General features: G+C 70.6%; 21 protein-coding genes. 18 read left to right on the top strand and 3 right to left on the bottom strand.

Features of this window, described 5'->3' with window-relative positions; genetic code table 11:
* Positions 1–20: 20 nt before the first annotated feature.
* Together O7620_RS23225 and O7620_RS23220 are read right to left on the bottom strand one after the other, a co-directional pair.
* Complete coding sequence (locus O7620_RS23225) at positions 21–989, bottom strand: hypothetical protein (RefSeq protein WP_278125122.1); 969 nt, start codon at positions 987–989, stop codon at positions 21–23.
* Positions 989–1966, bottom strand: a complete 978-nt coding sequence (locus O7620_RS23220; RefSeq protein ID WP_278125121.1) for a hypothetical protein — start codon at positions 1964–1966, stop codon at positions 989–991. The genes O7620_RS23225 and O7620_RS23220 overlap by 1 nt, the downstream gene beginning before the upstream one ends.
* A 372-nt stretch (positions 1967–2338) precedes the next feature.
* On the opposite strand from O7620_RS23220, the gene paaA reads away from it, so the two are divergent.
* The 5 genes from paaA to paaE are packed head-to-tail and all read left to right on the top strand — an operon-like array spanning position 2339 to position 6056.
* Entirely contained in the window at positions 2339–3418 is a 1080-nt protein-coding gene (paaA, locus tag O7620_RS23215; RefSeq protein WP_278125119.1) for a 1,2-phenylacetyl-CoA epoxidase subunit PaaA, read from the top strand.
* A complete protein-coding gene (gene paaB / locus O7620_RS23210; protein WP_151489175.1) occupies positions 3415–3699 on the top strand; it encodes a 1,2-phenylacetyl-CoA epoxidase subunit PaaB in 285 nt (94 codons plus the stop codon). Before paaA ends, paaB begins: the two co-directional genes overlap by 4 nt.
* 55 nt (positions 3700–3754) lie before the next feature.
* Positions 3755–4480 (top strand): 1,2-phenylacetyl-CoA epoxidase subunit PaaC, encoded by a 726-nt coding sequence (gene paaC / locus O7620_RS23205; protein ID WP_151489176.1) that lies wholly within the window; start codon positions 3755–3757, stop codon positions 4478–4480.
* Positions 4474–4950 (top strand): 1,2-phenylacetyl-CoA epoxidase subunit PaaD, encoded by a 477-nt coding sequence (gene paaD / locus O7620_RS23200; RefSeq protein WP_151489177.1) that lies wholly within the window; start codon positions 4474–4476, stop codon positions 4948–4950. The genes paaC and paaD overlap by 7 nt, the downstream gene beginning before the upstream one ends.
* Positions 4947–6056, top strand: a complete 1110-nt coding sequence (paaE, locus tag O7620_RS23195; protein WP_278125116.1) for a 1,2-phenylacetyl-CoA epoxidase subunit PaaE — start codon at positions 4947–4949, stop codon at positions 6054–6056. Before paaD ends, paaE begins: the two co-directional genes overlap by 4 nt.
* 43 nt (positions 6057–6099) lie before the next feature.
* Here paaE and O7620_RS23190 read toward each other — a convergent pair whose 3' ends face one another.
* On the bottom strand, positions 6100–6471 hold the full coding sequence (locus O7620_RS23190) for a hypothetical protein (protein WP_278125113.1): 372 nt from the start codon (positions 6469–6471) through the stop codon (positions 6100–6102).
* Between the two features lie 240 nt (positions 6472–6711).
* On the opposite strand from O7620_RS23190, the gene mqnC reads away from it, so the two are divergent.
* From mqnC to nuoH, 13 genes are all read left to right on the top strand, one after another.
* A complete protein-coding gene (gene mqnC, locus O7620_RS23185) occupies positions 6712–7902 on the top strand; it encodes a cyclic dehypoxanthinyl futalosine synthase (protein ID WP_151489182.1) in 1191 nt (396 codons plus the stop codon).
* Between the two features lie 412 nt (positions 7903–8314).
* Positions 8315–9541, top strand: a complete 1227-nt coding sequence (locus O7620_RS23180; protein ID WP_278125110.1) for an LPXTG cell wall anchor domain-containing protein — start codon at positions 8315–8317, stop codon at positions 9539–9541.
* Between the two features lie 138 nt (positions 9542–9679).
* On the top strand, positions 9680–10390 hold the full coding sequence (locus tag O7620_RS23175; RefSeq protein ID WP_278125108.1) for a demethylmenaquinone methyltransferase: 711 nt from the start codon (positions 9680–9682) through the stop codon (positions 10388–10390).
* 71 nt (positions 10391–10461) lie between these two features.
* Positions 10462–10686, top strand: coding sequence for a hypothetical protein (locus O7620_RS23170; RefSeq protein WP_151489185.1), 225 nt, complete (start codon positions 10462–10464; stop codon positions 10684–10686).
* Positions 10687–10825: 139 nt separating this feature from the next.
* Positions 10826–12103: a geranylgeranyl reductase family protein gene (locus O7620_RS23165; RefSeq protein WP_278125106.1), complete on the top strand. Its 1278-nt coding sequence runs from the start codon at positions 10826–10828 to the stop codon at positions 12101–12103.
* Positions 12104–12235: 132 nt separating this feature from the next.
* A complete protein-coding gene (locus tag O7620_RS23160) occupies positions 12236–12601 on the top strand; it encodes an NADH-quinone oxidoreductase subunit A (protein WP_007454588.1) in 366 nt (121 codons plus the stop codon).
* Between the two features lie 14 nt (positions 12602–12615).
* A complete protein-coding gene (locus O7620_RS23155) occupies positions 12616–13293 on the top strand; it encodes an NADH-quinone oxidoreductase subunit B (RefSeq protein ID WP_151489187.1) in 678 nt (225 codons plus the stop codon).
* A complete protein-coding gene (locus O7620_RS23150) occupies positions 13290–14018 on the top strand; it encodes an NADH-quinone oxidoreductase subunit C (RefSeq protein ID WP_151489188.1) in 729 nt (242 codons plus the stop codon). The genes O7620_RS23155 and O7620_RS23150 overlap by 4 nt, the downstream gene beginning before the upstream one ends.
* Positions 14015–15340 (top strand): NADH-quinone oxidoreductase subunit D, encoded by a 1326-nt coding sequence (locus tag O7620_RS23145; RefSeq protein ID WP_151489189.1) that lies wholly within the window; start codon positions 14015–14017, stop codon positions 15338–15340. The genes O7620_RS23150 and O7620_RS23145 overlap by 4 nt, the downstream gene beginning before the upstream one ends.
* Complete coding sequence (gene nuoE / locus O7620_RS23140; protein ID WP_278125098.1) at positions 15337–16353, top strand: NADH-quinone oxidoreductase subunit NuoE; 1017 nt, start codon at positions 15337–15339, stop codon at positions 16351–16353. The genes O7620_RS23145 and nuoE overlap by 4 nt, the downstream gene beginning before the upstream one ends.
* On the top strand, positions 16350–17666 hold the full coding sequence (gene nuoF, locus O7620_RS23135) for an NADH-quinone oxidoreductase subunit NuoF (protein ID WP_151489191.1): 1317 nt from the start codon (positions 16350–16352) through the stop codon (positions 17664–17666). The genes nuoE and nuoF overlap by 4 nt, the downstream gene beginning before the upstream one ends.
* Positions 17666–20173 (top strand): NADH-quinone oxidoreductase subunit G, encoded by a 2508-nt coding sequence (locus O7620_RS23130; RefSeq protein WP_278125097.1) that lies wholly within the window; start codon positions 17666–17668, stop codon positions 20171–20173. Before nuoF ends, O7620_RS23130 begins: the two co-directional genes overlap by 1 nt.
* Positions 20170–21516 (top strand): NADH-quinone oxidoreductase subunit NuoH, encoded by a 1347-nt coding sequence (nuoH, locus tag O7620_RS23125; protein WP_278125095.1) that lies wholly within the window; start codon positions 20170–20172, stop codon positions 21514–21516. Before O7620_RS23130 ends, nuoH begins: the two co-directional genes overlap by 4 nt.
* Position 21517: the final 1 nt, after the last annotated feature.

The raw sequence follows: 21517 nt of genomic DNA, 5'->3' as shown, positions 1-21517 counted from the left end.
CGGGCCCCAGACGCCGGGCGTCAGACGCCGGGCCGGAGCAGCGCCTCGGTGATCTTCTCGCAGTTCTGCATCCCGTAGTCGTAGCCCATGCCGATCGGGTACCTGACCATCACGCCCATCGTCCAGGTGTCGCCGATGGCCAGGCAGTTGACGTGCATCTCCTGCTCCTTGGTCCGGTCGATCCACCCGTTCTTGATGGCGATCTGCTTCTGCTCGGCGGCCGGGAACGCCTTGCGGATGCCGAAGTCACCGGCGCCACGGACCAGTTTCATCTCGTTGAGCAGCCACTTGGTCCACTTCGGCCCGGCGGCGGTGCCGGTGGCGATGCAGTTGCCCAGGCGGGCGGTGTCCCGTGGGGAGAGCGCCGTGCGGCTCCAACCGCCGTCGGGTGCGACGCTGCTGTCGGTGAGCTTGCACATGGAGATCAGCCGCTTGATCGAGGCTGCCCGGCCCACCGTGTTGTAGAACTGCTCGGCCCGGGTGTTGTCGCTGTCCCGGATGATCCGGGTGGCGTCGGCGAGCTTCGCGTCGCTCGGGGTCTGGCCGGCGTCGGCCGCGCGGCGCAGGTAGTCGGCGACGATCCAAGACTTGATCATCGAGGCGGTGGTGCTGGTCTCGCCCATGTTGTTCGAACCGATGATCTTCCCGGTGCGCCGGTCCAGCACGCTCCAGGAGTACCAGCCCTTGATGTTGAGGTTGAGGCCCTTGGCCACGAACGGCAGCGGTTCCAGCGACGGACTGGGGCTGGGGCTCGGCGACGGCGAGGCCGGCTTGCGGGCGCTGCGGTCGGTGGCCGTACCGGTGGATCGGTCGCTGACCGTGCCGGAGTGACCCCACTTGGCCGCGGCGGACGACTCGAACGGCGACCCGGGCAGCAGCCGCAGCGACACCAGCGCGAGCCCGATCAGGATGACCGCGATGGCGACCAGCCGCAGGGGGGACGACGTCTCGCCGTCGCCGCGTCGGTCCGCCCGACGGCTGCCCGCCATCAAAGCTTCCCGACCGGCTGCTGCGGGACCTTGAGCGCGGCGCCCGGCTGCGGGGTGACCAACTGGGTGGCCACGCTGGAACAGACCTGGGCACCGTAGTTCAGTCCGCTCCGGAGCGGGTAGCGCAACATCACCGCGAGGCTCCACTTTCCGTTGACGGCCAGGCAGTTGACGTGCCAGTTGCTGTCGTACGCGATCGGGGTCCACCCGTTCTTGATGCTGACCGGCCCCTGAGCGGTGATCGACTTGGGCAGGCCGTCGATGATCCCCCAGCGGCCACCACCGGACGTCTTCTTCTGCTCCTTGACGCTGCCGCGTACCTCGCTCATCTGGTCGAGCACCCACTTCGTCCACTTCGGGCCGGCGGCCTTGCCGTCGGCGATGCAGTCGCCGAGCCGGACCGCGTCGCGCGGTGACATCCGGGTGAAGCTCCAGTACCCGGTGTACGGAGCGACGTTGCCACGCTTGGTGTCGGTCAGCCCGCAGATCTTGATCGCCCGCTGGATCACCGCGTCGGGCGTGCTGCTCGTCGAGGGTTTGTACGAGCCGCCCGCGGCGGCGTGGATCTTGTTGGCCGCGACGTCGTCGCTGTCGATGATGGCGAGCCGCGCCGCCTCCTTGAGCGCTGCGGGAGGCTCCCTGTCTCCGAGCTGCCGCAGGTAGTCGGAGACGATCCACGCCTTGATCATCGACTCGGTGGAGCTGGTCGAGGTCATGTTCGACGACCCGGAGATCTTGCCGGTCTTCCGGTCCATCAGCGCCCACGAGAAGAATTCGCCCTGGAAGCTCACCGACACCGGGCCCGCCGCCAGGGTTGGCGGTGGCGGGGTGGGCGCGGGGACGGTCGAGGCGGCACCGCCGCCTCCGCCTCCGCTGCTGGTGTCGTCGGCCAGTCGGGCGTACGCGGCGGGAACCAGCAGGACGCCACCGAGCAGGGTCGCCGCGACGGCGAGCACCGTGGTCACGCGGGATCGCATGATGTGGGTGAGCTCCAGATGTCAGGGCCGGGGGACCGGCTTTGTTGTCCGGGGCGACCGGTGCGATCGCCGAGGCCGGGGGAGGTGGCCTCTGTGGAGACGGCGATTCTGGGCAGCCGATCGTGTGACCAGCAAAAGTCTACGTCCGGACTGGCGACTCGCCAGAACTCGACACCTGGCAACTTGCGATGAAGACGGGATATCGAGATGGTATGCGGCTTCTGGGCGGGTTCATCTTTGCATCGTGAGCTACCTCATAGCCGACGCGGCCGCGCAACGTGAGGAACAACCGCCTAAAGGTGACCGAAGGTGACACGGGTTTCCTGTTACACCCCCTGGTGCATCATGGCGCAAGCTGTAACACTTGTCCTCATGTATGGCAACGACTTCTCCGCACCGACGGACGCCTCGGACGACACCCCCGGCGGCGGTCTGCTGGGTGAGGTCGAGGCGGCCGAGGCGGAGCTGCGCGCGGCCGCCGCACGCGAGCGACGCGGCGGACCCGCGCCGGACGAGGACCTGGCGGCGTACTTCGCCGACGTCGTCGGCTCCGAGCAGAAGATCGAGCCGCGCGACTGGATGCCCGACGCGTACCGCCGGACGCTGATCCGCCAGATCGCCCAGCACGCCCACTCCGAGATCATCGGCATGCAGCCGGAGGGCAACTGGATCAGCCGGGCGCCGTCGCTCAAGCGCAAGGCGATCCTGCTGGCCAAGGTGCAGGACGAGGCCGGCCACGGGCTCTACCTCTACGCCGCCGCCGAGACTCTCGGCATCAGCCGCGACGAGCTGGTCCAGTTACTTCTCGACGGGCGGCAGAAGTACAGCTCGATCTTCAACTACCCCACCCTGAGCTGGGCCGACGTGGGCGCGATCGGGTGGCTGGTGGACGGCGCGGCGATCGTCAACCAGGTGCCGCTGTGCCGCTGCTCCTACGGCCCGTACGCGCGAGCGATGATCCGGGTCTGCAAGGAGGAGTCGTTCCACCAGCGCCAGGGCTACGAGATTCTGCACACCCTGGCCCACGGCACGCCGGCGCAGCGGGCCATGGCCCAGGACGCGGTGGACCGCTGGTGGTACCCGTCGCTGGCCATGTTCGGCCCGCCGGACGGCGACTCCACGCACTCCGCCCAGTCGATGGCCTGGAAGATCAAGCGTTTCTCGAACGACGACCTGCGCCAGCGCTTCGTCGACATGTGCGTCGGGCAGGCCGAGGTCCTCGGGCTACGCATCCCCGACGACGACCTGCGCTGGAACGAGGAACGGCAGGCGTACGACTACAGCCAGCCGGACTACGACGAACTCATGCGGGTGATCTCCGGCAACGGGCCGTGTAACCGGGAGCGGATGGCTCACCGGCGGGCCGCCCACGCCGACGGCGCCTGGGTGCGTGAGGCCGCCGCGGCGTACGCCGCCAAGCGGGCGGAGAACAGGGAGAAGGTGGCGGCATGACGGAACAGACCCCGCTGTGGGAGGTGTTCGTGCGGGCCCGGCGTGGGCTGTCGCACACCCACGTCGGCAGCCTGCACGCCCCGGACGCCGAGTTGGCGCTGCACAACGCCCGGGACCTCTACACCCGCCGGCAGGAGGGCGTGTCGATCTGGGTGGTGCCGGCCGCCGCGATCACCGCGACCAGCCCCGACGAGAAGGACGCCTTCTTCGACCCGGCGGCCGACAAGGTCTACCGCCACCCCACCTTCTACGAGGTGCCGGACGGGGTGGCACACCTGTGAGCGAGCGAACCAGTCAGCTCAGCCGCGCGGCCGCCGAGCGCGGCGAGGTGGCGGCGTGAACGGGCCCTTCGACTTCACCCTCGGCCTCGGTGACGACGCGCTGATCGCGGCGCAGCGACTGGCCGAGTGGACGACCCGCGCGCCGGAGATGGAAGAGGACATCGCGCTCGCCAACATCGCCCTCGACCAGCTCGGCGCGGCCCGGCTGCTGCTGTCGTACGCGGGGGAGCTGGAGGCCGCCGGCCGTGACGAGGACGCGCTGGCGTACCTGCGTGACGACCGCGAGTTCCGCAACGCCCTCCTGGTCGAGCTGCCCAACGGCGACTTCGCGGTGACGGTGGCGAAGCTGTTCTTCCTGGCGGCGTACCAGGTGCCGCTCTACACGGCGCTGGCCGGCTGCGCCGACGAGCGGCTGGCCGCGATCGGCGCGAAGGCCCGCAAGGAGTCTGCGTACCACCTGGACCACGGCGCGTTGTGGGTGAAGCGGCTCGGTGACGGCACCGAGGAGTCGCACCGCCGGATGCAGTCGGCCGTCGACGAGGTGTGGCCGTACACGCACGAGCTGTTCGGCGCGGACCCGGCGGCGCCGGTCGACCCGTCCACCCTGCGGCCGGCGTTCGACGAGACGGTCGGCGCGGTGCTGGCCGAGGCGACGCTCACCCGCCCCGAGGGTGCCTGGGCGCCGGCCGGCGGGCGCGACGGCGTGCACACCGAGCACCTGTCCTACCTGCTCGCCGAGATGCAGGTGCTGCACCGCGCGCACCCCGGGGCGCGGTGGTGAACCCCAGGGACGCGGCCGCGTCGGTGGTGGACCCGGAGATCCGGGTGATCACCATCGACGAGCTGGGCATCCTGCGCGCGGTCGAGGAGGATCCGGCCAGTGGCCGGGTCACCGTCACCATCACCCCGACCTACACCGGCTGCCCGGCGATGGACGTGATCCGGGCGGACATCCGCCGCGCGCTCGCGGTGGCCGGGCACCCGGACGCGGAGGTCCGGACCGTCTACAGCCCACCGTGGAGCACCGACTGGATCTCCGCGGGCGGCCGGGCCAAGCTCGCCGCCGCCGGGATCGCCCCGCCGGCCCCGGTGCCCACCGCCGGCGTGGTGTCGTTGACCCTCGCGGTCCGCTGCCCGCAGTGCGGCTCACCGGAGACCGAGCAGGTCAGCCGCTTCGGCTCGACCGCCTGCAAGGCGTTGTGGCGCTGCCGCTCCTGCGCCGAACCCTTCGACCACCTGAAGGCGCTGTGACTGTCACCATCACCCGTCCGGTCCGCCGTCGGCCGGTCTTCCACCCGCTGCCGGTCTCCGCCGTCGACCGCCTCACCGACGACTCGGTGGCGGTCACCTTCGCCGTACCCGAGGATCTGCGGGAGACTTTCGCGTTCCGCGCGGGTCAGCACCTCACCGTGCGGCGAGTCGCCGAGGACGGCACGGACGTGCGCCGGTCGTACTCGATCTGCTCCACCCCCGACGACCTGGCCCGGCACGGCCGGTTGCGGATCGGGGTGCGGGAGATTCCCGGTGGCGCCTTCTCGGCGTTCGCGTGCGGTGCGCTGCGCGGCGGCGACACGGTCGAGGTGCTGCCGCCGCTGGGCACCTTCACCACGGCGTTCGCGCCGGACCGGGTGCGGCACTACGGCGCGGTCGTCGCCGGCTCCGGCATCACCCCGGTGCTCGCGCTGGTCGCGACCGCCCTGGCCGTCGAGCCGGCCAGCACGTTCACCCTGGTGTACGGCAACCGCACGGCGAACACGGTGATGTTCGCCGAGGAGTTGGCCGACCTGAAGGACCGCCATCCGACCCGGCTGCACCTGGTGCACGTGCTGTCCCGCGAGCAGGGCGAGTCGCCGCTGCTCTCCGGTCGGATCGACGCGCGGCGGCTGGGCCGTCTGCTGGAGACCATCGTGCCGGGCGACGCCATCGAGGAGTGGTTCCTCTGCGGCCCGTACGCCATGGTGGTCGACGTCCGGGACGTGCTGACCGCGCGTGGGCTGCCCGAGTCGGCGGTACGCACCGAGCTGTTCCACGTCGACGCGCCGCCGGAGCCGGTGCGCCGCCCCGCCGACCAGGCCGGCGCCGGCACCGAGGTCACCATCCTGTTGGACGGCCGGTCGTCGAGCTTCGCGATGGGCCGCGAGGAGCGGGTGCTGGACGCCGCGCTGAAGGTGCGGGGCGAGCTGCCGTACGCCTGCAAGGGCGGCGTCTGCTCGACCTGCAAGGCGAAGGTCGTCGACGGCGCGGTCACCATGGCCCGCAACTACGCGCTGGAGCCCGACGAGCTGGCCGCCGGCTACGTGCTGACCTGCCAGTCCAGCCCGACCACCGACAAGCTCACGGTCGACTACGACGCCTGACTCACCGGCGACGAGTTCTGCTGTTCCGAGCCGGCAGGCCACCTCAGTTCTCGGGACGGACGTGTGCTGTCCAGTAGGTGAGGTCGGAGCGGTGCTCGACCAGGGTGACCCGCTCCCCGCACGCCTCCTCGATCAGCGTGACCGCCTCGTCGAGGTGAGCCGGGTAGTGGTCCCAGTCGGTGTCGCGGAACAGTTGGAGGCCGACCTCGCCTCGGTTGTCGCCCAGCGCTACCGCGGCCTCGGGTGGCACCAGCACCACTGTGTAGCGGCTCGCCTCTCGCTGCGCCTCGGTCGGTGTCGGCTCATCCTCCCGTCTGTGTCGCCGGAAGTGGGCGATCACCGACGGGATCGGCCCGGGTGAATCGGACGCATCGTACGGTCGCAGCCAGGCGGGCTGTTGAGTCCAGATCGGCATCGGACCTCCGGCGGGTGGGGAACGAGATCCAGCAACGTTGCTTGCGATGGTTGCGGGTTGCTGAGACGCGAACGGGAGGGAAATCCGCGCAGATCTTGGACACTTTCCGTTCCGCGCTGACGGAAACTGTCCAAGATCTCGCCGCTGGACAGATCGCCGCCGCTGAGCGCCGCTTGGGGTGCGCGTCACGGGAGGCAGAGCGGAGTGCTGGCCGCTGAGCGGGCGACGTAGGCTCGGGGTGTGACGGTGAGCCGGGAGATCGACGACATCCTGCAGCGCGGCGCGGACGGTGGGCGGATCACGCCCGAGGAGGCCCTGCTGCTCTACACCGAGGCGCCCTTCCACGCGCTGGGCGAGGCGGCGGACGCGGTGCGCCGCCGGCGCTACCCGGACAACGTCGTCACGTACCTGATCGACCGCAACATCAACTACACGAACGTCTGCGTGACGGCGTGCAAGTTCTGCGCCTTCTACCGCGCGCCCAAGCACAAGGAAGGGTGGACCCACCCGACCGAGGAGATCCTGCGCCGCTGCGGCGAGGCGGTCGAGCTGGGCGCGACCCAGGTGATGCTCCAGGGCGGCCACCACCCGGACTACGGCGTCGAGTACTACGAGGAGTTGTTCTCCTCGGTCAAGCAGGCGTACCCGCAGCTGGTCATCCACTCGATCGGCCCGAGCGAGATCCTGCACATGGCCAAGGTGTCCGGGGTGAGCCTGGACGAGGCCATCGCCCGGATCAAGACCGCCGGCCTGGACTCGATCGCGGGCGCCGGCGCGGAGATGCTGCCGGAGCGGCCCCGCAAGGCCATCGCGCCGCTCAAGGAGTCGGGTGAGCGCTGGCTGGAGGTCATGGAGCTGGCCCACCGGCAGGGCATCGAGTCGACCGCCACGATGATGATGGGCACCGGCGAGACGCACGCCGAGCGGATCGAGCACCTGCGCATGATCCGTGACGTGCAGGACCGTACCCGTGGCTTCCGGTCGTTCATCCCGTGGACGTACCAGCCGGAGAACAACCACCTCAAGGGCCGCACCCAGGCGACCACCCTGGAATACCTGCGCCTCGTCGCGGTGGCCCGGCTCTTCTTCGAGACCGTGCCGCACCTCCAGGCGTCCTGGCTGACCACCGGCAAGGACGTCGGGCAGCTCTCCCTGCACATGGGTGTGGACGACCTGGGCTCGATCATGCTGGAGGAGAACGTCATCTCCTCGGCCGGCGCGCGGCACCGCTCCAACCTGCACGAGCTGATCGGCATGATCCGCTCGGCGGACCGGATCCCCGCGCAGCGGGACACCCTCTACAACCGGCTCGCCGTGCACCACACGCCGGCCGACGACCCGACCGACGAGCGGGTGGTCTCGCACTTCTCCTCGATCGCCCTGCCCGGCGGCGGGGCGGGCCGGTCGCTGCCACTGGTCGAGGTCAACTGACCCGGCCGTTCGGCTGACCGGGGCTCGTGCTCCCGCCCGACGGTGGTGGGCGGTACGGGTGGTCCGCGCCGTCGCAGCGGCAGGCTGTCCGGTCCGGGGCTGGTGGAGATGATCGTCGGCGGCTAGCGTCCCGGCTCGGATCCGTCGCCAGCCGATCGGCGAAATCAGCGCGACCGTGCTGGTGGCGGATGGTCTGATGGTCCTGGTCGAGGGCTGTCCTCCATCGGCCCGTGAGGGTCGTTCATATAACGCACGGCGGTACGGGCGGGATGGGTGACCATCCCGCCCGTTCCGTCTCATCGGTCCAGGCCGGACGGATGAAAGCGGCCCTGCGCGCTGGCGTGGGAGATCGACCTCCGATAACGTCCGCTCGTTCCGCAACCACTCTTTCTTCCCTACCCCCGGGGGACTGATGACAGCGTTCCACCGCTCGGCCCTGGCCCGCGCCGGTGTCGTGGCCCTGTTGGCGACCGGTGGCCTGGCCACCCTGGCCGCCCCGGCGCACGCCGCCGACCAGGCCGATCTGGCCCTGGTGCCGATCAGCACCGAGCTCGCCAAGGGCGTCAAGGCGGCCAAGGCCAAGCCGTTCAAGTTCCGGGTCGACAACAGCCGGAGCACGGTTGCCGCCACGGGTGTCAGCTACACCGTGGACACCAGCAGGCTGAAGAAGAACAAGGTCGGCGTCGTGGTGCCCCTCGGCTGCCAGACGAAGGGCACGACGTTCACCTGCCCGCTCGGCGACCTGCCGGCCGGCACCGGCGAGGAGTTCGGCATCCCGCTGTTCTCCACCGGTGGTCGCGGAGACGCCGGCACGCTGGTGGTCTCCATCAGCTCGGCCACCTCCGGCTCCACCCCGATCGACAGGGTCGAGCACGACATCACCGTGGCCAAGGCCGGCTACGACCTGACCAGCTGGGTGCAGGACGTCCAGGCGAACGTCGTGGTCAACGGCGTCCAGGGCGACGACCCCGACCTGCGCCCGGTACGCCGGGGCGAGACGGTGCCGCTGGACTGGGCGGTCTACAACGACGGCAGCCGCAAGGCGACGGGCATCTTCTACGGCCTGACCCTGCCGGTGGGTGTGACGTTCGTGCAGAAGCCGCAGGGCTGCCTGGAGCAGGTGTTCCTGGGCAAGCAGCAGCTGTTCTGCGAGGACGCCGGCGCGGTCGTCAAGCCCGGGCAGTACTACACCGCGAACGTCACGGTGAAGGTCGGCAACAACGTCACCGAGCCGGTGCTGCACGAGGGTGACCTCTTCGCATTCGGGCTGGACGGTGCCGAGGGGCAGCCCGAGGAGGAGCCCGAGGTGGCCAGCTCGGCGCAGCGCAAGGCCTTCACCGAGGTCGACGAGGTGGACAACCACACGACCTTCGAGGCGTTCGTCGACCTGACCGCGGCCACGCCGAGCCCGACGCCCACGGCGACGGCGACTCCGACCGGCACGCCCACGCCGGGTGTCACCACCTCGCCGGGCACCGGCGGCGGTGGTGGCGGCGGTCTGCCGGTGACCGGTGTGCAGGCCGGCCTGATCGGCGGCATCGGCGGTCTGATCCTGCTCGCGGGCGGGGCGCTGCTGGTGCTCTCCCGCCGGCGCAAGGTGGTCCTGGTCGCACCGGGCGACGAGAAGTCGACCGACTGACGGTCGTCGCGACACGAGGGCGGGGTGGGCGACCACCCCGCCCTTTCGCGTCTCCGACCGGGCCGCGCCGGTCGCGCACCCGCCCGGGTACGCGGACCCGACGGCCGGCGGCCCGCGCGTGGCTGGCAGAGTGGAGGGGTGAGCCGTACCCCGCAGGGCCAGCGAGCCAGCCTGGACAAGCAGCCGCACGAGGTCGCCGCGATGTTCGACGGCGTGGCCGAGCGGTACGACCTGACCAACACGGTGCTCTCCTTCGGCCAGGACCGATCCTGGCGTCGGTCCACCCGGGCGGCGCTCGGGCTGCGACCGGGCGAGCGGGTGCTCGACGTGGGTGCGGGCACCGGTGTGTCGACCCAGGAGCTGGCCCAGTCCGGGGCGTACGCGGTGGGCGCCGACCTGTCGCTGGGCATGCTGTACGCGGGCAAGCGCGCTCGCCCCCAGGTGCCGCTGCTGGCCGGGGACGCGCTGCGGCTGCCGTTCGCCGACGCCAGCTTCGACGCGGTGACCATCTCGTTCGCGCTGCGCAACGTCAACGACACCGACGCGGCCCTGCGTGAGCTGGCCCGGGTCACCCGGCCGGGCGGGCGGCTGGTGGTGTGCGAGTTCAGCACCCCGGTCAACCCGGCCTTCCGGACGGTGTACCTGTCGTACCTGATGCGCTCCCTGCCGGTGGTCGCCCGGGCGGTGTCCAGCAACCCCGAGGCGTACGTCTATCTCGCCGAGTCGGTCCGGGCTTGGCCGGACCAGGCGGCGCTCGCGGGGCGGGTCGCCGCGGCCGGCTGGAGTCGGGTGGCGTGGCGCAACCTGACCGGTGGTGTGGTCGCCCTGCACCGGGGGATCCGCCAGTAACGCGGAGCTGACCGCAGGCGCGTTTCGTGAATATCCGTCTTTAGTCCACTTTGCCCCGTACGCTCGTCGGCATGACCGGAGCAGAGCCGGCGGACCCGGTGGCCGCCACCGACGACGACGCGGCCGAACTCGTCGCGCAGCTGCGCGCGCTGGCCGGAGCGGACCCGGCGGAGGTCCGGCAGGTGGTCGCCGAGGTGTTGGCCGCGCTGGACCGGGCCGCTGGTGGCGCGTTGCGCGAGCACCTGCCGGAAACCATCCGCGTCGACGCCGGCCTGGACGCGCCCAGCCCTGCCTGACACCCGACTGCTGTGGACGGTCGCTGACTGTCACATCGGCGAGTTAGGCACCCCTGATCCTGCGCAGGTATGACGTCGGTCATACACTCGTCCCGTCTGGCTTGTGAAGCATTTCACGAGCGTGCGGGAGGAGGCGCGAATGACCGCGGTGGAACGCGACGCCGACGTGATCGTCGTGGGCGCCGGTCCCGGTGGATCGGCGACGGCGTACCACCTGGCCCGGCACGGCGTACGGGTGTTGCTGTTGGAGAAGACCGAGTTCCCCCGGGAGAAGGTCTGCGGCGACGGGTTGACCCCGCGCGCCGTGCGCCAGCTCATCCGGATGGGTGTGGACACCTCACCCGAGGCCGGCTGGCTGCACAATCGGGGTCTGCGGGTCATCGGCGGCGGCGTACGCCTGGAACTGGACTGGCCGGAGCTGGCGAGCTTCCCCAACTACGGGCTGGTGCGCACCCGACTGGACTTCGACGACCTGCTCGCCCAGCGGGCGGTGGCCGCCGGCGCCACACTGCGCATCAACGTCAACGTGCTCGGCCCGGTGCTCGACGGCGACGGCCGCGTGACCGGTGTCGAGGCGGAGGTGGGGCCCGGCAAGGAGCCGACCACCTTCCACGCCCCGCTGGTCGTGGCGGCCGACGGGGTCTCCGGTCGGTTCCCGCTCGCGCTCGGGCTGGCCAAGCGGGAGGACCGGCCGATCGGCGTGGCCGTCCGCCGCTACTACCACTCCCCGGTCAAGCACGACGACGACTACCTGGAGTCGTGGCTGGAGCTGCGCAGCAAGGACAGCGGCGACAACCTGCTGCCCGGGTACGGCTGGATCTTCGGGCTCGGCGACGGGCGGGTCAACGTCGGTCTCGGCGTCCTCAACTCGTCCTCCGCGTTCGGTAAGACCAACTACCGCCGGCTGCTCACCGACTGGCTGGCGAACACGCCCGCCGACTGGGGGATGACCGACGAGACCAACGCCGACGGCCCGATCCTCGGCGCCGCCCTCCCGATGGGCTTCAACCGGGTGCCGCACTACACCCGCGGCGTTCTGCTGGTCGGCGACTCCGGCGGCATGGTCAACCCGTTCAACGGCGAGGGCATCGCGTACGCGATGGAGTCCGGCGAGTTGGCGGCGGAGGTGGCGGTGCAGGCCCTCGCGCGCCCCGCCGGCCCGGAGCGCGAGCGGGCGCTACTGGCGTACCCGAACGAGCTGAAGGCCCGCCTCGGTGGCTACTACCGCCTCGGCGGGATCTTCGTGAAGCTGATCGGCCGTCCGGAGATCATGCGGATCGCCACCAAGCACGGCATGCCACACCCGACGCTGATGCGTTTTGTGCTCAAGCTGCTGGCAAATCTGACCGACCCGCGCGGCGGGGATGCGATGGACCGGGTCATCAACGCGATGACGAAGGCCGCGCCAGCCGTATAGATGAACGGTGTCGGGCTGGTCGCAGCCCCGACACGACAAAGATCGACCCCCGCCGACAGCCACTGCGAGGGACGTGAATAGTGTGATTTTCGTCAAGCACCGAGGGCAGGGAAGGACGAGCAGGAGAAAACGATGTCGCTCTCGCCTTACGCACCGATCATCGGGCTGTTCGCCCTCGCCGCGGCGTTCTCGCTGTTCTCCGTTGGCGCCGCCCGCTTCGCCGGTCCCCGTCGATACAACAAGGCCAAACTCGAGGCTTACGAGTGCGGCATCGAGCCCAGCCCCCAGCCGGTCGGCGGCGGGCGGTTCCCGATCAAGTTCTACCTGACGGCGATGCTCTTCATCGTCTTCGACATCGAGATCATCTTCCTCTACCCCTGGGCGGTCTCGTTCGACGCCCTGCCGATCTTCGGCTTCGTGGAGATGGTCCTGTTCATCGTCGCGGTCTTCGTCGCGTACGCCTACGTGTGGCGGCGCGGCGGCCTGGACTGGGACTGAGGAAGGAACGTCAGATGGGCATCGAGGAGAAGCTTCCCGCCGGCGTCCTGCTCACCTCGGTGGAGAAGCTGGTCAACTGGTCCCGGAAGTCGTCCGTGTGGGGCGCCACCTTCGGCCTGGCCTGCTGCGCCATCGAGATGATGGCCGCCGGTGGTCCGCACTACGACATGGGCCGCTGGGGCATGGAGGTCTTCCGGGCCTCGCCCCGGCAGGCCGACCTGATGATCGTCGCCGGCCGGGTGAGTCAGAAGATGGCCCCGGTGCTGCGGCAGATCTACGACCAGATGGCCGAGCCCCGCTGGGTGCTCTCGATGGGCGTCTGCGCCAGCAGCGGCGGCATGTTCAACAACTACGCGATCGTGCAGGGCGTCGACCACGTGGTGCCGGTCGACATGTACCTGCCCGGGTGCCCGCCCCGGCCGGAGATGCTCATCGACGCGATCCTCAAGCTCCGCGAGAAGATCATGTACGAGCCGCTGGGCCCGAACGGCCGCAAGATGCTGGCCGCCCGTCAGGAGCGCGGCGACGTCCCGGTCGTGCCCTACGGCTCCATGCCGTCGTCGTACCGCAGTGACAAGACCCGCCGTGCCGAGTGGACCCGCGCGGTCCGCGAGGGCCGCGAGGAGCAGCTGCGCATCGAGAACTGGATGAACGCCCAGAACCACCTCCACCCGCAGGCAGGCCCCAAATGAGCGACAAGCCCAACGACGGCGGCGTACCGCTGCCGGTGGTGCCGGCCGGTGCCACCGGTGGTGCCCCGGCCGAGTTCCCGCCGGCCAGCCCGGCCGGTCGCGGGATGTTCGGCAACCACGGCAGCGGTGACGTGTCCGGCTACGGCGGCCTGGTCCGCCAGCGCCAGCCGATCGAGGAAACCCCCCGTCCGTACGGCGGTTACTTCGACGAGGTGCGCGACGCGCTGGAGGAGGCGTATCCGCACTTCGGTGACGCGATCGAGAAGGTCGTGGTGGACCGGGGCGAGCTGACCCTGCACGTACGCCCGGAGCGGATCGCCGAGGTCTGCCAGGTGATGCGTGACGACCTGGCGCTGCGCTTCGAGCTGTGCTCCTCGGTGTCCGGGGTGGACTACCTGGGCGCCGACGAACGTCGGCTGCACGTGATCTACCAGCTCACCTCGATGACCTACCGGCGTCGGGTCCGGCTGGAGGCCGCGGTCTCCGCCGAGGCCCCGCACCTGCCCAGCGTGACCGCGGTCTATCCGACGGCGGACTGGCAGGAGCGGGAGGCGTACGACATGTTCGGCATCGTCTTCGACGGCCACCCCAACCTGACCCGGATCCTCATGCCGGACGACTGGGAGGGCCACCCGCAGCGCAAGGACTACCCGCTCGGTGGCGTGGCGGTCGAGTACAAGGGCGCTGAGATTCCGCCGCCGGACCGGAGGAGGTCCTACCAGTGACCACGTCGAACTATGCGACCGAGCGGGAGACCACCGAGGGTCGGGTCTTCACCGTCACCGGTGGCGACTGGGACACCATCGTCTCGGGCACCGACCCGATCAACGACGAGCGGATCGTCGTCAACATGGGTCCGCAGCACCCGTCCACGCACGGCGTACTGCGGCTGATCCTGGAGCTGGAGGGCGAGACGGTCCGCGAGGCCCGTTCCGTCGTCGGCTACCTGCACACCGGCATCGAGAAGAACCTCGAATACCGCAACTGGGTGCAGGGTTCGACGTTCGTGACCCGGATGGACTACCTCGCCCCGATCTTCAACGAGACGGCGTACGCCCTCGCCGTGGAGAAGCTGCTCGGCATCACCGACGACATCACCGAGCGGGCCACCACCATCCGCGTGCTGATGATGGAGCTCAACCGGATCTCGTCGCACCTGGTCTGGCTGGCCACCACCGGCATGGAGCTGGGCGCGATCTCGATCATGCTGTACGGCTTCCGGGAGCGGGAGTACATCCTCGACATCTTCGAGACCATCACGGGTCTGCGGATGAACCACGCGTACGTCCGGCCGGGCGGTGTGGCGCAGGACGTGCCGGACGCGGCGATCGTCAAGATCCGCGAGTTCCTGAAGATGATGCCGAAGAAGCTCAAGGAGTACGAGGACCTGCTCTCCGGCCAGCCGATCTGGACCGAGCGTACGAAGAACGTGGCGGTGCTGGACGTGACCGGCTGCCTGGCGCTCGGTGTCACCGGCCCGGTGCTGCGCTCCGCCGGCCTCGCCTGGGACCTGCGCAAGACCATGCCGTACTGCGGCTACGAGACGTACGAGTTCGACGTGCCGACCCACCCCGACGGTGACGTGTGGGGCCGCTACCTGGTCCGGCTCGCCGAGATCCGCGAGTCGATGAAGCTGGTCGAGCAGGCGCTGGACCGGCTGAAGCCGGGTCCGGTGATGGTCGCCGACCGCAAGATCGCGTGGCCGGCGCAGCTGGCCATCGGCGTCGACGGCATGGGCAACTCGCTGGAGCACGTCGCGAAGATCATGGGTCAGTCGATGGAGTCGCTGATCCACCACTTCAAGCTGGTCACCGAGGGCTTCCGGGTTCCGCCCGGCCAGGTGTACGTCGGCATCGAGTCGCCGCGCGGCGAGCTGGGCGTGCACGCGGTCTCCGACGGCGGCACGCGGCCGTACCGGGTGCACTACCGGGAGCCGAGCTTCGTCAACCTCCAGGCCCTGCCGGCGATGGCCGAGGGCGGCCTGATCGCCGACGTGATCGCCGGCGGCGCCTCGCTGGACCCCGTGATGGGTGGGTGTGACCGATGAGTGTTGTCTTCACCGACGAGACGCGGGAGCGGGCGCGCGAGATCATCGCCCGTTACCCGGCGGACCGGTCCCGCTCGGCGCTGCTGCCGCTGCTGCACCTGGTCCAGGCCGAGGAGGGGTACGTCTCCCCGGCCGGTGTCGCGTTCTGCGCCGAGGTGCTTGGGTTGAACAAGGCCCAGGTGGGCGCGGTGGCCACCTTCTACACCATGTACAAGCGCAAGCCGACCGGTGACTTCCTGGTCAGCGTCTGCACCAACACCATGTGCAACGTGCTCGGTGGCCAGGAGGTCTACGACACGCTCTCCGAGCACCTGGGTGTCGGGCACGACGAGACGACCGCCGACGGCACGATCACGCTGGAGCACGCCGAGTGCCTGGCGGCCTGCGACTACGGCCCGGTGATGACCGTCAACTACGACTTCTTCGACGGCGTCGACCCGTCGACGGCCCGCGGCGTCGTCGACGAGCTGCGCGCGGGCGGGCGGCCGATGCCGACCCGCGGCGCCCGGCTCTGCACGCTCAAGGAGATGGCGGTGCAGCTCGCCGGTTTCGCCGACGAGCGCGACGGCGCGGTCGCCGACGGCGGGCCGGGCGAGCCCACCCTTCGCGGGCTGCGGCTGGCGCAGCAGCACGGCGTCTCGGTGCCGGGCTTCGACCCGAACACCCCGATCCGCAGCAAGGCGGAGGCGGACAAGGCCGCCGCCGAGGCGAAGGCGAAGGCGGAGGCCGCCAAGCCGGCGCCCGCCGAGGCCAGTGCTGCCCCGGTGAAGGGTGGCGACGGGGCGTCCGCCCCGACGGGGGCCGCCGGGGTCGCCGGGCCGGCCGCGCCCGCGGCTGGCGACGCGCGGGCGGCCGAGGCCGCCGGCGTGGCGGCCAACGCGCCGGCCGGCGACGGCAAGCCCGCCGGCGACGAGGCCGGGGCGCAGGAGCGCAACCTCACCGAAGCGAAGGCTGGCACGGACGCCGACGGCGCCGGACCGGCGGACGCGAGCGAAACGGGGGCCCAGAAGTGACCACTCCCCGCCCGGAGACGTTGGCCAAGCTGACGCCGGTGCTGACCAAGCGCTGGCTGTCGCCGGACGCCTGGCGGATCGGCACCTACGAGCAGCTCGACGGTTACGCCGCGCTGCGCAAGGCGCTCAAGGCCCACCCGGACGACCTGATCCAGCTGATCAAGGACTCCGGGCTGCGCGGCCGTGGCGGCGCCGGCTTCCCCACCGGACTCAAGTGGGGCTTCATCCCGCAGGGTGACGGGAAGCCGCACTACCTGGTGGTCAACGCAGACGAGGGCGAGCCGGGCACCTGCAAGGACCTGCCGCTGATGACCCACGACCCGCACGCGCTGGTCGAGGGCGTCATCATCGCGTCGTACGCGATCCGGGCCAGCCGCGCCTACATCTACATCCGGGGCGAGGCCGTGCACGCCGCACGTCGGCTGCGCAACGCCGTCCAGGAGGCGTACGACAAGGGCTACCTCGGCCGGAACATCCTGCGCAGCGGCTACGACCTGGAACTGGTCGTGCACTCCGGCGCCGGGGCGTACATCTGCGGCGAGGAGACGGCTCTGCTGGACTCGCTGGAGGGGTTCCGGGGTCAGCCCCGGCTGCGCCCGCCGTTCCCGGCCACCCACGGCCTCTACGCCAGCCCGACGGTGGTGAACAACGTCGGCACCATCGCCAGCGTGCCGCCGATCGTGCTCGGTGGGGCCGACTGGTGGAAGACCATGGGCACCGAGAAGTCCTCCGGTCCGATGATCTACTCGCTCTCCGGTCGGGTCGCCAACCCCGGCCAGTACGAGTGCTCGATGGGTGTCACGCTGCGCGAGCTGCTGGAGCTGGCCGGCGGGATGCAGCCCGGTCACAACCTGCGGTTCTGGACTCCGGGCGGATCGTCCACGCCGTTGCTCGCGGCCGAGCACCTGGACGTGCCACTGGACTTCGAGGGGGTGGCGGCGGCCGGCTCGATCCTGGGCACCACGGCCACCCAGATCTTCTCCGACCAGGACTGCCCGGTGTACGCGACGTACCGGTGGCTGGAGTTCTACCACCACGAGTCGTGCGGCAAGTGCACCCCGTGCCGCGAGGGCAACTACTGGATGGTCCGGGTCTACCGGCGGATCCTCGCCGGTCAGGGCACCCACGAGGACCTGGACACCCTTCTGGACACCTGCGACAACATCCTCGGCCGCTCGTTCTGCGGTCTGGGTGACGGCGCGACCAGCTCGGTGACCTCGTCGCTGAAGTACTTCAAGCAGGACTACCTCGACTACATCGAGGGACGTACCGCGCCGAAGCTGTCGGACAAGCAGCTGGTGGGAGCCCACTAATGACCGACGTAGCCAAGCAGACCGAGACCGTCACCCTCACCATCGACGGCATCGAGGTCACCGCCCCCAAGGGGACGCTGCTGATCCGGGTCGCCGAGCAGATGGGCACCGAGATCCCCCGGTTCTGCGACCACCCGCTGCTGGCCCCGGCCGGCGCGTGCCGGCAGTGCCTGGTCGAGGTGGAGGGGCAGCGCAAGCCGGTCGCCTCGTGCACCCAGACCGTCGCCGACGGCATGGTCGTGCGGACGCAGATCACCTCCCCGGTCGCCAAGAAGGCGCAGGAGGGGGTGATGGAGCTGCTGCTGCTCAACCACCCACTGGACTGCCCGATGTGTGACAAGGGCGGCGAGTGCCCCCTGCAGAACCAGGCGATGTCCACCGGCCGCACCGACTCGCGCTTCCACGAGCACAAGCGGGAGTACGAGAAGCCGATGGCGATCAGCAGCCAGGTGCTGCTGGACCGCGAGCGCTGCGTGCTCTGCCAGCGGTGCACCCGGTTCTCCGAGGAGATCGCCGGCGACAAGTTCATCGACCTGATGGGCCGGTCGTCCGCCGAGGAGATCAACATCTACCGGGACGACGCGTACGGCGAAGAGGGCGACGCCGGGGACGTCCCGTTCAACTCCTACTTCTCCGGTAACACCGTGCAGATCTGCCCGGTGGGTGCGCTCACCGGTTCCCAGTACCGGTTCCGCGCCCGCCCGTTCGACCTGGTGTCCAGCCCCAGCGTCTGCGAGCACTGCTCGGCCGGCTGCGGGCAGCGCACCGACTGGCGTCGCGGCAAGGTGCTGCGCCGCCTGGCCGGTGACGAGCCGGAGGTGAACGAGGAGTGGAACTGCGACAAGGGCCGGTGGGGCTTCCAGTACGCCCGCGCCACCGACCGGCTGACCACCCCGCTGGTCCGCGACGAGCGCACCGGCGAGCTGCGCGAGGCGTCCTGGAGTGAGGCGCTCACCGTGGCCGCCGAGGGGCTGCACGCGGCCCGGGAGGGCGGGCAGGGCACGGCGGTGCTCACCGGCGGCCGGCTGACCGTCGAGGACGCCTACGCGTACGCGAAGTTCGCCCGGGTCGCCCTGAACACCAACGACATCGACTTCCGGGCCCGGCCGGTCTCCCGCGAGGAGGCCGACTTCCTGGCCAGCTCGGTCGCCGGGGTCACCGACGTCACCTACACCGACGTGGAGAACGCGCCGGCGGTGGTGCTGGTCGGCCTGGAGCCGGAGGAGGAGTGCCCCATCCTCTTCCTGCGGCTGCGCAAGGCGTACCTGAAGAAGACCCTGACGGTGTACGCGCTGGCGCCGTTCGCCACCCGCGGCCTGGAGAAGCTCGGTGCCAAGCTGGCCCGGGTGGTGCCGGGCGAGGAGGCCAGCGTGCTTGCCGAGCACGCCACGGTCACCGAGGCGCTGAGCGCGCCGGGCGCGATCCTGATCGTCGGCGAGCGGCTGGCCAGCGTGCCGGGTGGGCTCTCCGCCGCGGCGGACGTGGCCCGGCGTACCGGTGCGAAGCTGGCCTGGGTGCCGCGACGCGCGGGTGACCGTGGCGCGGTCGACGCGGGCTGCCTGCCCAACCTGCTCCCGGGTGGCCGGCTGGTCACCGAGCCGGCGGCGCGGGCCGAGCTGGGCGAGGCGTGGGACATCCCGGCTGGGGTGATCCCGAGCCAGGCCGGTCGGGACACCGATCAGATCCTGGCCGCCGCGGCCAACGGGCAGCTCGGCGCCCTGGTGGTCGGCGGTGTCGACCCGGCCGACCTGGCCGACCCTCGGCTGGCCGAGGCCGCTCTGGACGCGGTGCCGTTCCTGGTGAGCCTGGAACTGCGCGCCAGCGCGGTGACCCGACGCGCCAACGTGGTGCTGCCGGTCGCCCCGGTGGTCGAGAAGGCCGGCAGCTTCCTGGACTGGGAGGGTCGGCTGCGGCCGTTCGAGGCGGTGCTGGACACCGCCGCGATGACCGACGGCCGGGTCCTCGACGCGCTCGCCGCCCTGCTCGACGTGCGGCTCGGCACCGGCGACGTGCTGAGTGTGCGTCGCGAGTTGGGCTCGCTGCCGGCCACCCGCACGTCCCGGCCGGCGGCACCGTCGGTGTCGCCGGGCGCGGTGCCGCACCCGGGCGCCGGAGAGGCCGTGCTGGCCACCTGGCACCAGCTGGTCGACCTCGGCACCCTGACCGACGGCGACGAGCACCTCGCCGGCACCGCCCGCCCGCCGGTCGTCCGGCTGGGCAAGGGCACCGCCGAGGCACTCGGTGTGGCCGACGGTGACGCGGTCACGGTCGGCACCGACCGGGGCGCGTTGACCCTGCCGGCCGAACTCACCGAGATGCCGGACGGCGTGGTCTGGCTGCCGACCAACTCACCCGGTGCGACCGTGCGACGCAGCCTCGGGGCGACGTCCGGCGCGGTCGTCCGGATCTCCGTTCCCGCACCGGGCGCGGCCGTTCCGGCCGGGCGCGTCGCGGCGGACGAGGCCGGTCTCCCGGGTCCGCTGCTCAATGCTGGGGGTGTCGAGTGAGGTACCTGGCGCAGGATCCGACGCTGGCCGACTTCGGCCGGGATCCGTGGTGGCTGGTCCTGGGCAAGATTGTCTTCGCGTTCGCCTTCGGTCTGCTGGCCACCCTGCTCGGCGTCTGGTTCGAGCGGCGCGTGGTGGGCTACATGCAGGTGCGGCCCGGCCCCAACCAGGTCGGCCCGTTCGGTCTGCTGCAGACCCTCGCCGACGGCCTGAAGATGGCCTTCAAGGAGGACATCCTGCCGAAGGCGGCCGACAAGGTCGTCTACTTCTTCGCCCCGACCATCTCGGTGATCTGCGCGGTCACCGCGCTGTCGGTGGTGCCGTTCGGCCCGATGGTGAGCATCGCCGGTCACCACACGCCGTTGCAGGTCACCGACGTGCCGGTGGCGGTGCTGCTGCTGCTGGCCTGCTCCTCGATGGGCGTGTACGGCATCGTGCTGGGCGGCTGGGCCTCCGGCTCGACGTACCCGCTCCTCGGCGGTCTGCGCTCCAGCGCCCAGATGATCTCCTACGAGGTCGCCATGGGCCTGAGCATCGTCGCGGTGTTCATGACCGCCGGCACGATGAGCACCAGCGGGATCGTCGCCGCTCAGGGCGACGGCACCCAGCTGACCGTCTTCGGCACCGAGATCCCCGCGCCGGGCTGGTACGCGATCCTGCTGCTGCCCAGCTTCATCATCTTCTTCATCGCCACCGTGGGTGAGACCAACCGGGCGCCGTTCGACCTGCCCGAGGCCGAGTCCGAGCTGGTCGCCGGCTTCATGACGGAGTACAGCTCGCTGAAGTTCGCGCTCTTCATGCTCAGCGAGTACGTCGCGATGGTGACCATGTCCGCGGTCACCACCACGCTGTTCCTGGGCGGTTGGCGGGCACCCTGGCCGATCACCCTGTGGGAGGGCGCCAACTCCGGTTGGTGGCCGATGCTCTGGTTCTTCGGCAAGGTGATCGCGCTGGTCTTCGTGTTCGTGTGGCTGCGCGGCACGCTGCCCCGGCTGCGCTACGACCAGTTCATGCGCTTCGGCTGGAAGGTCCTGCTGCCGATCAACCTGGTCTGGATCCTGGTCCTGTCGGGCCTGCGATCCATCGAGGACTGGGACTCGCGCAGCAAGCTCATCGCCGTCGGCATCCCGGCCGGTGTCCTGCTGATCGCCACGCTGTTCTGGCCCAACCGCCGCCCGCAGCCGAAGCCGACGACGCAGGAACAGGTGGACAACCGGCCGTACGGGAGCTTCCCGCTGCCACCGATGGATCTACAGGTACCACCGAGCCCGCGTATCACGCGCGTGGTCGCCGAGCGGGAGCCGGCCAACATCGTCGCCGGCTCGGACTCCAGGGAGGTGTGAC

Origin of the sequence: Micromonospora sp. WMMD710, assembly GCF_029626045.1 — a bacterium.
Classification (GTDB): domain Bacteria; phylum Actinomycetota; class Actinomycetes; order Mycobacteriales; family Micromonosporaceae; genus Micromonospora.
Note: the sequence above shows the minus strand (reverse complement) of the source record. Positions and strands in the feature narration are given on the sequence as shown.